Origin of the sequence: Pseudoalteromonas agarivorans (assembly GCF_024518735.1) — a bacterium.
Taxonomy (GTDB): Bacteria; Pseudomonadota; Gammaproteobacteria; order Enterobacterales; family Alteromonadaceae; genus Pseudoalteromonas; species Pseudoalteromonas atlantica.
This window is the reverse complement of the sequence record NZ_JANIGJ010000001.1, coordinates 583,659-598,159: the sequence shown is the minus strand read 5'-3', so window position 1 is coordinate 598,159 and position 14,501 is coordinate 583,659. Positions and strand designations below refer to the sequence as shown.

Annotated in this window: 13 protein-coding genes and 1 pseudogene; 8 read left to right on the top strand and 6 right to left on the bottom strand. The window is 38.0% G+C overall.

Going from position 1 to position 14,501, the window contains the following annotated elements; genetic code table 11:
• Nucleotides 1–41: 41 nt before the first annotated feature.
• The gene (locus NQT65_RS02640) at nt 42–353 is read left to right on the top strand and encodes a hypothetical protein (protein WP_029772268.1); all 312 of its coding nucleotides are present in this window, start codon (nt 42–44) and stop codon (nt 351–353) included.
• A gap of 94 nt (nt 354–447) precedes the next feature.
• Nucleotides 448–813 carry a hypothetical protein gene (locus tag NQT65_RS02635; RefSeq protein ID WP_256850434.1) on the top strand — a complete coding sequence of 122 codons (366 nt, stop codon included), beginning with the start codon at nt 448–450 and terminating at the stop codon, nt 811–813.
• Nucleotides 814–964: 151 nt separating this feature from the next.
• Here the strand turns inward: NQT65_RS02635 and NQT65_RS02630 are convergent.
• The 4 genes and pseudogenes from NQT65_RS02630 to NQT65_RS02615 form a co-directional block, all read right to left on the bottom strand.
• Nucleotides 965–1,129 (bottom strand): annotated as a pseudogene (locus NQT65_RS02630) (methionine synthase); the annotation flags it as partial.
• 322 nt (nt 1,130–1,451) lie between these two features.
• Nucleotides 1,452–3,470 carry an HAD family hydrolase gene (locus NQT65_RS02625; RefSeq protein ID WP_256850433.1) on the bottom strand — a complete coding sequence of 673 codons (2,019 nt, stop codon included), beginning with the start codon at nt 3,468–3,470 and terminating at the stop codon, nt 1,452–1,454.
• 285 nt (nt 3,471–3,755) lie between these two features.
• Nucleotides 3,756–4,787, bottom strand: a complete 1,032-nt coding sequence (locus tag NQT65_RS02620; RefSeq protein WP_256850432.1) for a methionine synthase — start codon at nt 4,785–4,787, stop codon at nt 3,756–3,758.
• Nucleotides 4,788–4,816: 29 nt separating this feature from the next.
• Nucleotides 4,817–5,791 (bottom strand): DUF1852 domain-containing protein, encoded by a 975-nt coding sequence (locus tag NQT65_RS02615; RefSeq protein ID WP_256850431.1) that lies wholly within the window; start codon nt 5,789–5,791, stop codon nt 4,817–4,819.
• Nucleotides 5,792–6,348: 557 nt separating this feature from the next.
• On the opposite strand from NQT65_RS02615, the gene NQT65_RS02610 reads away from it, so the two are divergent.
• The 4 genes from NQT65_RS02610 to NQT65_RS02595 all read left to right on the top strand — a co-directional run bounded on the left by NQT65_RS02610 (nt 6,349) and on the right by NQT65_RS02595 (nt 9,125).
• Complete coding sequence (locus NQT65_RS02610) at nt 6,349–7,362, top strand: DUF5924 family protein (RefSeq protein WP_126007008.1); 1,014 nt, start codon at nt 6,349–6,351, stop codon at nt 7,360–7,362.
• Between the two features lie 71 nt (nt 7,363–7,433).
• The gene (locus tag NQT65_RS02605; RefSeq protein WP_256850430.1) at nt 7,434–7,670 is read left to right on the top strand and encodes a hypothetical protein; all 237 of its coding nucleotides are present in this window, start codon (nt 7,434–7,436) and stop codon (nt 7,668–7,670) included.
• A 17-nt stretch (nt 7,671–7,687) separates the two neighbouring features.
• Nucleotides 7,688–8,143, top strand: coding sequence for a hypothetical protein (locus tag NQT65_RS02600; RefSeq protein WP_256850429.1), 456 nt, complete (start codon nt 7,688–7,690; stop codon nt 8,141–8,143).
• A 76-nt stretch (nt 8,144–8,219) separates the two neighbouring features.
• Nucleotides 8,220–9,125, top strand: a complete 906-nt coding sequence (locus NQT65_RS02595) for a cation diffusion facilitator family transporter (protein WP_256850428.1) — start codon at nt 8,220–8,222, stop codon at nt 9,123–9,125.
• Between the two features lie 12 nt (nt 9,126–9,137).
• Here the strand turns inward: NQT65_RS02595 and NQT65_RS02590 are convergent, their stop codons facing one another.
• Nucleotides 9,138–10,337, bottom strand: coding sequence for an Nramp family divalent metal transporter (locus NQT65_RS02590; protein WP_256844952.1), 1,200 nt, complete (start codon nt 10,335–10,337; stop codon nt 9,138–9,140).
• Between the two features lie 429 nt (nt 10,338–10,766).
• On the opposite strand from NQT65_RS02590, the gene NQT65_RS02585 reads away from it, so the two are divergent.
• Nucleotides 10,767–11,567, top strand: a complete 801-nt coding sequence (locus tag NQT65_RS02585) for a hypothetical protein (RefSeq protein WP_256850427.1) — start codon at nt 10,767–10,769, stop codon at nt 11,565–11,567.
• A 162-nt stretch (nt 11,568–11,729) separates the two neighbouring features.
• Complete coding sequence (locus NQT65_RS02580) at nt 11,730–12,389, top strand: NADPH-dependent FMN reductase (RefSeq protein ID WP_054982492.1); 660 nt, start codon at nt 11,730–11,732, stop codon at nt 12,387–12,389.
• Between the two features lie 60 nt (nt 12,390–12,449).
• Here the strand turns inward: NQT65_RS02580 and NQT65_RS02575 are convergent, their stop codons facing one another.
• Entirely contained in the window at nt 12,450–14,465 is a 2,016-nt protein-coding gene (locus NQT65_RS02575; RefSeq protein WP_256850426.1) for a TonB-dependent receptor, read from the bottom strand.
• Nucleotides 14,466–14,501 lie beyond the last annotated feature (36 nt).

The window sequence follows — 14,501 nt, the reverse complement described above, 5'->3', positions numbered from 1 at the left end:
ATCTACAGGATCATCATATGCCTAAAAAGGAGTTTTAAACAATGAAGCTTTTTCTAATACCATTATCAATAGTTGTTCTTTGTTCTTGCGCTACAAAATCAATTCCAGAAGCTACAAAAACGGAAATGGATAGTGATATAAAAAGATATCTAAATTATAGGAATCAGAAAGCTTATGCAGTTGCCGTGGAAAAAGACGGCGCATGGGTAAGTGGCTATGGGTATGGATATCCGAATCAAGAACTCGCCAACAAAAGAGCTTTACTAGAGTGCGAAGTACAAAAACAGTCTCGTAAAATTAGTGCAGACTGTTTTGTTCTTTATGAAGATGGACGTAGAAAAAACGGTATATAACAAAACGCTAAACACGTTCACTGGGACAGTAACGCAGCGGCTCTTCGCAATTATGCAGCTACGTCACTGCTCGTTAGCTTTACAAGGAAATTTGGTGTTTGATAAGATAAAAATAGCGATGTCAAAGGGGTTTTGGCACGCTTTGGCGGTAATCATAGTCATGCTGTTAGCTGGGCCAGAAATAATGGTAAGTATTGAACTTATGGCCATGGTAGAAGTGCTTGGGGCTTCAACCTTTGTATTGATGTATCTATCAGGTATCAAGCTGTTTTTCTCAAAGGTGTGGGATAAATATAAAAATTTTGAAAAGCATTCAGTTTTCTTTTTTCCAACTTTTCCTGTTTTAAAAAAAATGCCATCACTGATAGTTCATTCTATTCCTGAGCGGACTGTGGTTATAGGGCTTCTTACGTTTATTACTGTTGCAATGATAATATTTTACATACAATTTTTAATTTAATTTAATTTAGTAAAGCTAATTAGCACCCTGTATCAACTTTGCTAAACATACGCTTGAGCTTGCAGGCCCCTTAGTAGCTATACGTATTAGCGCACTTAATTTTAAAATAAGTGCGCAGGTTTTAATTACATAGCTGGTTTTAAAGCAAGCTTTACTGCACTAATAGCTCTTTTCTTACTATTTCCGCGCCTTTACTCAATGCATTAAGCTTAGCGTTAGCAACTTCGCGCGAAAGCGGGGCCATGCCGCAGTTTGTGCAGGGGTAGAGTTTGTCGGCATCTACAAACTGCAGGGCTTGGCGTAAAGTAGCGGCTACTTGACGCAACATATTTAGGGACACAGTTCGGTTCGTTAAATTATAGTGGGTGTCGAGTCTAATTTGTGCCTCGAGTCTAATTTGTGCCGCTACAACTTATGAAGTAAATGGTCTCACTTTGGACAACTCAGAATACTTAATAACTGATTCTTAGCATACTCATGCTATTTTTGTAGTTTTAGATGAACGGCTATAAATACATGAAATAAATGGCGCTGCTGCAGTTGGCTTATTTGAGTCATGGTGTTGAAAGAAACAAGAAAGCGTCATAGGTTAGTCTTACACAGAATTCTGTACGCTCTCAATAAACTCGTTAATTTCGCTAAAGCCTCAAATATCTTTTTTTGAGTCCGGCTTTCCAAACTGTCGAGTAGTATATTTTTCTTGTTTTTATTGGGTTAAGCAGGGCCCACCAAGGCTCAGTTACTTTAGCAAAGTATCTATCATAATTTTTTGTTCCTATGTATTCAGTATGTGTTAGGTTACCAAAATACACTGCTTCGTTATAAGTAGGGGAGTTTAATAGTCTTGAAATTGGACTTAAAGCCGACTTTGCATCAATATCAACCTCAATAGTGGCTGCTTCAACCTCTGTAAAATCTCTTACAAAGTCCTCAGCCCCTTTTTGTAGCTCACTTATCATCTGAGATTTTTTGGCTGATATATTTGCGCTTTCGAATACAGGTTTGATGGCTCCATTATTCTCTTCAAAGTTAATAACTGAACCGTGCGGCGCAGAAAAAATAAATTCAAACATCTCTACGCAGTTATTCAAAACATCATAATTCCACTTTGGAAGAGATAAATTGCAGCTATAGCCAGACATGGCTAGACCTTTATCAACAAACTCTTTCGCTTTGCTAAATGTTCCTAAGTAATACCCCACTATTTCTGGTGACTTATCCATGAAGGACATTAACTTCTCTAACGAGTGTTGAGTTGTTCCTCGCCACCCTATATCAACAATGGCGATTTTTTCAGTTTTAGTAAAACCTATTTTGTCTAAATACTTTACTAAAACATCTCTTTCGATGGCGGTGTTTTTACACACTTCAGCTGATAAACTTTGAAAAAGTGTAGCTAACTTTACTTTGTCATCTTCAGTTTTAATTATATGCTTTTTATCTATAAATCCAGCACGTTGTATTTTCTCTATATGTCTGTCAGCCTTAAGATGAACTCTATTAAGGTAGTCTTCTACATTTAAATTAGGAATAAAATTACAAAGTATATTCATTGAAAATGAATCTAAACTATCCTGTATAGTCGGTATGTTAATTGCTCTACGTGAGGCATACATATATTCACTAGGGGGCACATGGCTTGATTTATTAATCATATTATATATTTTATGCATCATGTAACCATCACGAGCGAGAAAAAACACCTTTTTAATACCCTGTTCATTAACTTGCTTCGTTAACCATTTTATGTAACCTAAATAGAGTATCCCGCAATATGTGTAACCAAACTCATAAGAGGTAATTTCTTTTTTAGTCGCTCTATGTGTAAAGTGTTTATTGAATATGGTTGCAAAGTAAATCGAATCGGAAATTGATAATTCTTTATCATAAAGTTTCCTTAGAATGTTGAACTCATTTTTTTTAAAGCCCAATTCGCTAGTTTTTTGATAAAAATATGGAGTTATACCAAATTTAGAAGAGTTTATTACATCCGCATAGAAGTAATCTCCAATATGTAGAATCTGAGATGCTCTACAGGAGAGAGAGTTGATGATATGAGGGTATATTGCACCTTGTGACTTTGACTTACCTATAACAGATGAAACAAAGAGTGAGTGGTATTTTGTGTAGCCGTTTTTATGAAGGATTTCACCTATAACGGTCTCGGGAAGGTACATGTCAGAAGTGAAAATGATTTGTTTATTACATTCAATGCAGTACTGATAGAATGAGAATATATATTCATTTTTCGTACATAGCTTTAGCTCAATATCTATTTCTAATAACTTTAGCTTGTTGATCGTTTCTATATCTAAGTCATAAGAAGACCTAATATATTCGTATATTTCAGATAATCCTATACAAATTTTATCTAGTTTTATTTTCGCTTTTGATTCAGCTTTACTTCTTATTTCTGAGAAGTTAAAACTAAGCTCTCCATATTTTTTTTTATATATACTTTCAACTATCCTAAATATATCACTGGGGCTAAGTATTTTTCGAACAATAACAGTGTCAAAAATATCAAAAGAAATGACATCCTTACTATCAATTAATTTTTTAAGATCTTTTTCAGTATTTAACGTGTTTAAAGTTTTTGCGTACTTATGATGTATTCTAGTTTTAATTTTTTTTAGATTTTTAACATTATTCAGCATAACTAGTCCTTTAATCATGATTTATGTAAAAATATACTTACTTTGTACTACTTAAAGTAGAGACTTAATGTTACATACTAAGTATTACAGTATGATTATTTGTAATTCAAGTGTAGAAATTTGAAATGATGTAGTAGTGGGGGGGGGGCGATAGTGTAGCTCTTTATATTATATTTTGTTTTATTAAATAGTTAGAAGTGATTTTTAGTAATTAATACAGTTTTTTATAAATATGAGTTAAGCGCATTATTTATAAAATTTAATAATGCGCTATAACTAAATTTACTACTGCACTAATAACTCTTTTCTTACTATTTCCGCCCCTTTACTCAATGCATTAAGCTTAGCGTTTGCAACTTCGCGCGAAAGCGGGGCCATGCCGCAGTTTGTGCAGGGGTAGAGTTTGTCGGCATCTACAAATTGTAGGGCTTTGCGTAAAGTAGCGGCTACTTCTTCAGGTGTTTCTATTTCATTGGTGGCAACATCAATAGAGCCTACCATTACTTTTTTACCTCTGATCAGTTCAAGTAAGTCCATAGGTACGTGTGAGTTGTGACACTCAAGTGAGATAATATCAATATTTGATTGCTGTAATTTAGGAAAAGCTTCTTCGTACTGGCGCCATTCATTGCCAAGTGTTTTTTTCCAATCGGTGTTAGCTTTAATGCCGTAGCCATAACAAATATGCACAGCAGTTTCGCATTTTAACCCTTCAATTGCACGCTCTAAACAGGCAATGCCCCAATCGTTTACTTCATCAAAAAATACATTAAACGCGGGCTCATCAAATTGGATAATATCTACGCCTGCGGCTTCTAGTTCTTTGGCCTCTTGGTTGAGTATTTTGGCAAATTCCCAGGCTAGTTTTTCGCGGCTTTTGTAGTGGTCGTCATAAAGTGTATCTATCATGGTCATTGGGCCGGGTAGTGCCCACTTTATAGGTTGGTTAGTTTGCGAGCGCAAAAACTTAGCGTCTTCTACAAATACAGGTTTTTGGCGGCTAACAGGGCCCACTACGCTTGGAACATTTGCATCGTAACGGTCGCGTATTTTTACCGTTTTTCGTTTTTCAAAATCAACACCGTTTAGGTGCTCTATAAATGTAGTTACAAAATGTTGGCGTGTTTGCTCGCCATCGCTCACTATGTCAATACCAGCGAGTTGTTGTGAGTGAAGTGCAATGCGCAGGGCGTCTTTTTTGCCTTCAATGAGTTCGTTGTTTTGAAGCTTCCACGGCGACCAAAGGGTTTCTGGCTCTGCAAGCCATAAGGGCTTTGGTAAACTGCCTGCTGTAGATGTAGGTAATAATGTTTTCATAATAAGAGTGACCCTTTATTAAAATAAGGTTAAGCGTTTGCTGTTGTAAATTGCTCAAGCACTGATTTATACGGTTTTATAAAATGCTCTTCAGCAAACTTGCCTTGTTCTGCGGCTAATTTACTGCGCTCATCTCTGTCGTAAATAATTTGCGTAAGTGAGTGGTCGGCATTTTTTAAATTAGGCTTAAAGGCGTTACCCGCTTTGGCATTGGCGTTATAAATTTCTGGGCGATAAATTTTTTGAAAGGTTTCCATTGTGCTAATGGTGCTTATTAGCTCAAGGTTGGTGTAATCGTTTAGTAAGTCACCAAAGAAAAACAAGGCAAAAGGTGCGGTACTATTTGCAGGCATAAAGTAACGCACCTGTAGGCCCATTTTTTTAAAGTATTGCTCTGTTAACGAAGATTCGTTTGGTTGGTATTCAATGCCTAATATAGGGTGCTCGTTAGCGGTGCGGTGATAGGTTTTGTTATCTGACACACTGAGGCATATTACCGGTGGTTTTTTAAAGTGTTGCTTATAGGTGTTTGAGCTTACAAACGATTGAAATAACTTACCATGCAGCTCACCAAAATTATCGGGAATACTAAATTGTGGTTTATTTTTATTATGTTGCTGAAGTAACACGCTAAAGTCGTAGTCGCGAACGTACGATGAAAAGTTATTACCAACAATACCTTCTATGCGCTTGTTTGTTTTGGTATCTATAATATTCGTTTTTAATATTTCTATAGAAGGAAAGCTTTGGCTGTTTTCATCTAAACCAATATCTACAGAAATAATCTCAAGATCTACACTGTAGCGCTCAGCGGTTGGGTTATCCCAATTAGCAAGAGTGTTAAAGCGGTTGTTGATCATATTTAGCGCTTTTCTTAAGTTTTGTTGGCGGTGTTCGCCTCGTGCTAAGTTTGCAAAATTAGTGGTAATACGGGTGTTTTCAGCGGGTTGGTAGTTTTCATCAAGGCGCTGACTTTTAATATTAAATGTAATGTTTTTACTCATGGTGACTCTATCCATATTGTATATTTAAAACCTGAGCCTTTAGCGTGCTCAAAGGGTGGTTTTGTAATAAACAGGCTTAATGCTTATAAGCGCTGGCCGATGGATAATTTATACGTTGATTGGTGCTTTAATAAAAACGGTTTAATTTCACATAAAACATGAGTTTGATTCATTTATATAAATTAAATGTGTTACTGAGAGAACATATACCTGTGTTTATGCATGTAAAAAAATAGTGCAGCGTATAATTTATAGGTGTTTAGACGTCTAGATGTGTTTGTTGTGGTGATTTCACGTTGCGCATTAATAAAATTCAGGCACGGCTGTAGCCCTTATTTTAATTAACGCTTAAAGTTACAGTTTTAAAAATAACTGTAATTTTACGGCGAGTTATAGGCACTTATTAATTAAAAAAGCGGTTAAAAGGGAGTGGTTTTTTAATGCAACAACTAACAATAATACCTGCAGGCATCTATGTGTTGTTCATCTAGGCTTAGTTACACTGACTTAACTAACTTGATAATAATAAAGTACATTATGTACGGACACTAAAATAAATGAACAAACTAAAAAATCTCATTACTCAATTTATAGTTGCAATGCAAAAGCGACCAGGGCTATTGGCTGTATTGGCGTTTTGCTCAGGTGTTGCAAGCTATGTAATGGTCGATAGAAAAGAGTCGTTCTCGCAGGTTATTGCCATTGTTTTACTGGTGAGCTGGTTTTGGTTGATCATCGACAATTGGCTACGCGATAAAGTACAAGAGCGCTTTGGGGTAGCCGTATCTCCCAATGTAATGCGCTTTGCACTGCAAATGGTGCAGCAAGAAAGCCTATTTTTTGCGTTACCGTTTTTTTTAGCGGTTACCCAGTGGGATCACCCACAAGCATTATTTACATCGCTGATTATTATATGTGCCTTTATATCGGTAATAGATCCATTTTACTATAAAAAGTTAGCTAAAAACCGCACGCTGTTTACAGTATTTCATAACTTTGCCTTATTTGTGGTTTTGCTTGTTACTTTACCTATTTTATTAAACCTAACTACGAGCCAAAGCTTAGCAATTGCGCTTGTAACCTCAGTGCTTATTACTTTACCTAGCTTAACAAACTTAATGCCTGATGCGCGCTGGTGGCGTTTTCCTATTTTAGTTTTAATTTTATGCGCAATAAGCGCCGGGGTTTGGCAGCTTCGCAGTTATGTTCCGCCAGCAGCACTGCGTTTAACCGATATTACCTTGGCGCACAAAGTAGATGTTGAGCATAAAAAACCACTAGGAAGCATTGATACTCTTGATTTATATACACTTCATCATGAAGGATTATACACATGGACCGCAGTAAAAGCGCCAAGAGGCCTAAACGAAAAAATATTTCATGTATGGATACACAATAAAAAAGAGGTCGACAGAATTACGCTCAATATTAATGGCGGGCGAAAACAAGGCTACAGAGCATGGACTCATAAAGTAAATTTTCCGCATGATGCTAAAGGTAAGTGGCAAGTAAAAGTGGTAACTGAGTCGGGGCAATTAATAGGACTTACGAAATTTATTGTTACACCTTAACGCTATAAATACGCTGATAATCAACTAGAGATTTGATACGCTGTTTTTACATTACTTAATGGATGAGTGTTATGAGCATTGCTTTAGATATTGTTATGTGGCTAATGATAGAAACCATTTTAGGGTTTATTTTGTACTCTACCGGCTGTGCAATTTTAAACGTATTCACCTTTGGTAAGTTTAAAGCTGACATTAAAGATTACATGAGCTTTAAGGCAAATAAAGCTAAAAACGTTTACCTAATATGTTTGCTTGGTTTTAGTTTTTACGCAGCGTTAGTTGGTTTTGTTGCTTACCTAAGCCAATAACTTAGGTTTATAAGTATATGAAGTTTAATAAGCTATTGGTTATAGCGGGGGTTTTAAGTTTTATAGCGTCACTTTTACATATTGCCTGTATTTTTGGCGGCCCTGATTGGTATCGTTTTTTTGGTGCTGGTGAACACATGTCGCAGTTGGCTGAGCAGGGAAGTAGGTATCCTAGCTTTGTTACTTTAATTATATCAGCCATACTGGCTATATGGGGCATGTATGCGCTCTCTGGCGCGGGCGTTATTTTAAAGCTGCCTTTATTAAAAACGGCTTTGGTATTAATAACAGGTGTTTATTTACTAAGGGGAATAGCAGGGTTAATCGCTCCTTTTGTAATAACCAGTCAGTTTATTCATCACAACTCAATTGTATTTTGGATTGTAAGCTCAATTGTATGCAGTATTTATGGGCTGTTTTATTTATTAGGTACACTTAAACTTTTCCGAACACATACCTCATTAACTGTATAAATTAAAAACAGCGAGCGCTAAAAATAGATTTTTCACAGCTCAGGTTAATCAAGTTATTTACTATGTAAGGAGCAACATGAGTCACGATCACAGCCATCATATTAATCAATATAATCGCGCGTTTGCTATAGGCGTTTTACTCAATCTTATATTTGTCGTGATAGAAGCAGGGTACGGTTTTTTTGCCAACTCCCTTGCGCTTTTAGCCGACGCAGGGCATAACCTAAGCGACGTGGTTAGTTTATTACTTGCGTGGGGGGCAAATGTTTTGGCAAGTAAAGCAGCTACCGACAAGCGTACCTTTGGCTATAAAAAATCAACGGTGTTAGCGTCTTTAATGAGCTCTGTTTTACTTATGGCTGCCCTTGCTAGCATAGCTTGGCATGCCATAGAGCGTTTTGAAAACCCTCAGCCGGTTACAGGCATGACGGTTATAGTGGTTTCGCTTATTGGTGTGGTAATTAACACCTTAACTGCGTTGTTGTTTGTGCAAGGGCAAAAGCACGATTTAAATATTAGAGGTGCTTTTTTACATATGGCGGCCGATGCAGCGGTGTCTTTAGGTGTGGTAATTGCCGGCATTGTTATTTTATTTAAAAACTGGCAGTGGGTAGACCCTGTTGTAAGTTTGAGTATTGTCGTGATTGTGTTTATTGGCACATGGGGATTATTTAAAGACTCGATCAATTACGCCACAGACGCCGTACCCAAAAATATTAGTATAGAAAAACTAAAGCAGTATTTTTTAAGCATTGAGCATGTAACAGGTGTGCATGGGTTACATGTGTGGCCACTAAGTACCACAGAGTCTGCGCTTATTGTGCACTTGGTAACTGACAACAACGCATTAAATAACGACTTTTTAATTGAACTACAGCACCATTTACATGACCACTTTGACATTGAACACGTCACCATTCAAGTTGAAAGCAGCCAAGGCAGCGCAGGTTGTATGTTTAACCATGGGCATGCCCATGGTTAAACGTAATTGGTTTTAAAAAATTAACCCTGATAGCTTGTAACAACTTAACGAAAAAATGAGTAGTAGCACGGGTAATATAACCACATTTAAAAGTGTTGAGTTGGTGTATTTTCCCATGACTGATTTTTGATTCACTAACCACACCAAATATGCGGTAATGATGGGTAGTAGTAATCCATTTGCAGCTTGTGCAAATATAATTACTGCAACAGGGTCAAGCCCCAGTGAGGCCACAAATGCACCAAAAGCTAAAATTGTAATGGCGACTGTTTTAAAACGGGTGTTACTCATTTCGCTTGACCAACCAAGCATGCCACATACCGCATACGCGCCTGCTAATGGGGCTGTTATTGCGCTGGTTAATCCTGCGGCAAATAAGCCAATAGCAAAAAAGTAATGCGCTGCTTCGCCAAGTAATGGCTCAAGTTGCACGGCCATATTTGCTGCACTAATTTTACCGGCATCGGTGCCATAAAAGGCAACAGATGCGGTTGATAAAATGGCAAGGGTGATCACCCCACCTAGCGTAATTGATAAACCTGTATCTAAGTTAGTTTGTTTAATAACAGTGTCTTTATCACTTTTAGAATGATCTTGCGCTGCCAAAACACCAGAGTGCAAAAATAAGTTATACGGTACAATGGTTGTGCCAATGAGGGCCAATACCGTTGTAATTGAGCCACTTGGCATTGTAGGTATAAACCCAGCGAGTACTTTAGCCATTGGTGGCGCAGCCATAATTAGGGTAGATATAAATACCAGGCTCATAAGGATCACCAGCAGTATTAATGCATTTTCTACCACTTTGTGCTTACCACTGTATAAAAGAATAGCGCTACATATGGCAATTAACGGCGTCCATATTTGTGCACTTACCCCTGGGAAAATACCAACTAGCCCCATACTTGCACCACTGAGGTTTCCGGCTTCATATGCAGCGCTACCCACACCAATAGCACTTATTACTAAAAAACTAGCAAGCGCTTTAAGATAAGGGGTTTTAATGTGTGCACGTAACGCTTGTGCTAAATCTTGCCCTGTTGCTACTCCTAATCGAGCAGCCATAGACTGCAACAAAATTGTGGCAATAACCGAAAAAAGTAATGTCCAAATTAATGCAAACCCAAAGTTTGCACCGGCAACACTTGCCGTTGTGATTGTTCCGGGGCCAATAAATGCGGCTGTTACAAGTAATCCTGGGCCAAATCGCATACTGTTACCTTAATATTTGCTTTTAAATTTAGAACAACGTTTTATTACGTTGAACCTAGATTGCTGCCACTTTACGTGGCATGCAGCGAGAGCCCCACCTTGGCTAATTAACTTTAAACTCTGGGTAATTATTTTAATATGATTCTCAAAAAGCCGCGTAGGATACCAACTTATATATAGATTTAAAGAGCCAAACGATTACCTGCTTGTTAAATGCACAATATGCGCGAGTTATATTTATAAATCAGCCATGTGCGTTGTTGGTTTCTCATTTTTATCCTACCTTATAGATTGTAAAATGAGCAAGTTACTTAGTTTTTTAATGATGTGAGCCATTTTTTAAATAAATTGTTTAAAAAGGCATCTTTTTATTACTGAACTTCGTTATATAGCACTATTATGCGCAACTTTTTGGTTTTGGACCTTTTAATGAAAACTAATTTAAATATCTCTCACTTAATCTGCATTATTTCGCTGGCTTTAGGTACGAGTAAAAACGCTGCGAATGAATCGCCACACGAGCTTGAGGTAGGTGTAGGCGGGAATATAAAAAGCGTTGCACACACTGACCACGAAAATGAAAAATTAAATATTCATATTCATCCTTTATGGGAAAGCCATTATGTGACAGAAGGGCGCGATAACTTGCCCGGTAGCGCTTTAGTCTCTATTGCGGGCGAAATAAATTACAATGACTTTACGTTTATCCCTTGGTTAGCAACAGGCACTGATAATGACTACGATGAGCTAAATTTAAATGCTATTTATTCAACTGAGCTTGCAGAGCACCTAACTTTGTATGCAGGTTACAACCATATAAAAGCACGCGAGGAAGGAGTAAATTCCCATGATAATGAGCTTAGCCTAGATATAAGCTATGCATATGATTGGGATATACATGCAATGGCGAGTATTTACCACTCGTTATCGCTCAGTGGCTCTTTTATAGAGCTGGCAATTACAAAAGAGTATGCATTTAGTGATTTAATGCGATTGGAGCTGCAAACTGCGGCGGGTTTTAATAGTGGTTATGTAAGTGATGGCCACAATGGCCTTAATAACGTAAAACTTGCTGCTAATTTATCTTATCAACTATTAAATAATGTCATGCTATCTGGCTATGCCAGTTACAGCGTTGCAATAAACAAAGATGCTGCACACTATAGCGGTGATGAGCATTTACGCTCCTTATTTTGGGCAGGGCTTGGTGTTAGTTATCAATTTAATTAAGGGGAGGTTAGGCGTTAGCATTAAAGCGTAAGTGATGGGTGCCACCCTTATTAATTTTTGTTTAGAGTGCTAAAAATTGTGCAAACAAATAAAAGTCTCGCATTTTTAATATGTTTTAGGTTTAAGGTATAGTGGGTACAACACTCAATTAAGGAGGCTTTTATGAAATTTTTAGTTTTTTTAGGCACCGTTAGAGATAGCACACCCCCTAAGCCAGCACGATTAGGAGAGCGAGTGGCTGAGTCATGCCTCAAATGTTTAAACCAGCGCTACAGTGAGCACGAGTTTGAACTTATAGACGCGCTCGACTTTCCTTCAGAGGATGTATTTAAACCTCATTTTGCCTATGCAAAAAGCCAAGCTCCAGCACATTTAACAGCCTTAGCAGATAAAATTACCCAAGCAGATGGCTATATAATGGTAAGCCCAGAGTACAATCATAGTATGAGCCCGGCATTAGCTGATTTACTAAACCATTTTGGCAGCTCGTTGTTCTCGTACAAGCCAAGCGCTATTGTCACCTATTCGGCAGGGCAATGGGGAGGATTACGTGCGGCAATTAGTTTACGTACCTTTTTATCAGAACTTGGGTGTTTACCAGTCTCTGCAATGGTTCATGTACCAAAGGCGCAAGAGGTGCTAAATAGCGATGGTTCAATGCAAGAGGGCGAAGAAGAAAAATCGTGGTTTAATTATTATTCGCGTACTTTTAGCCAACTGATGTGGTGGGCACAGGCGAGCAGCCAACATAGTAAAAACGTAGATCCCCACGCTATGTTAAAAAGTTTTAAAACAGCGCCATCTCAGCGAAATGCACCTTAAAAAATGTATTAAGGTGCGCTTTTATATGTGTACTGTTTTTATATACAGTATTTTGCTCGGTTAAAACAATAAGCTAATTGATAAGCGGGCTGTGCGAGGCTCAATAGGATGAAAGTGGTTATCTTCTACACCTTGTGCAGGCTCGCCCGGTAAGCGCGAAGCGTAGTAGTATTCTATATCGTGATCGGTACTATCAAATAAGTTCAGTAGTTCAAAATCGACTTTCCAGTGAGTTTGTTTATAGCTAATAGCACTATTTACAACCGTTAATGGTTCAGAGCGAATATCACCCGAGTCAGAAAGCATCCGTTTACCAATATGGCGCACTCTAAACGATGATTGCCACAATTGCGTTATATGCCAATTTAAACCTGCACTTGCAACAACAGGTACTGCACCTTCTATGTAGTTTTTGTCAGAGTTTATATTTAATCTTGAATGAGTAAACGAGGCTTCCATGTCTAGGCTAAAGCGTTCATTAATCCAATAATACGCGCTTAGCTCTAGACCATAACGTTTTGATGCATCACTGGGCTCTGTATTACCCGCATCACCTACAAATAAAAGCTCTGAGTCGAGTGTAAGCCACCATAAAGCAGCGGAAAAATTAACGTTTTTATCATCGGCAAAACGCAGGCCTAGTTCAGCACCTTCACTTTTTACCAGTAAATCTACTTTTTCGGCATCTTGTTGGCTAACAGGGTCAATATTAATGGTAGTGCCGCGGGCATCGTTTGAATGAAAAGACTGCCCCCAGTTTGCATAAGCCGCTAACAAATCGGTAAATTTATAATTTAAACTGCCTTTAAAGCTAACTAAATCGTCGTTTGCTTTGCCCGAATTTACCCGTGTGATACTGCTTACATCGGTATCAAAATAGTCGTACCGCACGCCTGCTGTTGCCTCTAATTTAGGTGTGAAAAGTATTTTTGTTTGCCAATAACTCGAATAGCTTGTTTGTTTTATGGCATCTTGTCTTATTGTATTGAGTCTCTCTCGCGCTTTAGTGTTATAGAGTCCTACCTTGTCTATATCGTCATGGCGAAGCTCAAGCCCTGCACTGTGCTGCATATTGAAACCTGCAGTAAGGGAGTCAAATTGATAACTTAGCTCACCACCATAAATAGTGCGGTTATCTTGTTGGTTAAACTGATCGCCATTTATAGGGTCGTTTAAAAAATAGCTAAAGTTAGAAAACAGCGTTAAATCGTAATTTATGGCATAAAGACTGGTTTTTATATGCTTGCCTTGCCAAACACTTGATAGGCTATAGCGACTCGAACTCCCCCCAAGGGTGGTATCAAGCGACCCTAAGGGTGACGTTATATTTTGTGACACTGCGCGCTGTGGAATTTGATCGGCTGATTGCCATGTGTTGTCGTAAGCCATTGCTGTAAAAGATAAATCTCCATTTAAAGCTTTGCCAACATAACGAAGTAGGGCATTTTTCTTATTTATGTTTTCGTTTATATCATCCCATGGGCCATCGTAGCCTTGCCACTCAGCTGCTGCTATTAACTTGGAATTAGATACATCAACTGCACTAAGCACTACTGCACGTTTATAGTTATCTTCACCAATGCTTAGCTCTATTTGCTTGTGCTTTAAGTTATTAGCTAAATTAAATTGCGCACTCCCCGCACTTGAAAAGTCCCCTTGTGTAGCGCTGTATGATCCTTTTTGGTAATTTATAGTTGAAATAGCTTCTAGAATAATAAAATTAAGATCGGTATAACCTTGCCCGTGTCCATGGCTTCGCATATTTATGGGCATGCCCTCAATGCTGGTGGCAAAGTCGGTGCCATGATCTAAATTAAAGCCTCTAATAAAGTATTGATTAGCCTTACCCGAGCCACTGTGTTGTGTAACCGCCATGCCTGGAATAAGCTCTAACATTTCGGCGCTTCTGAGCATTGGGCGCTGCTGTATTTCTCCTTGACCAATGATACCGCTTGAGGCACTGATAGACTCGCCAATTAAACCATCTCTATGCCCATAAACAGTAAGGGTCTCTATATTCGCGTAGCTGCTAATGCTATATAACGTGCTCAGTGTAAGTAAAGCTAATCTATTCATCGCTAAAATCCCTATGTATTTACTATCTAAAATAAG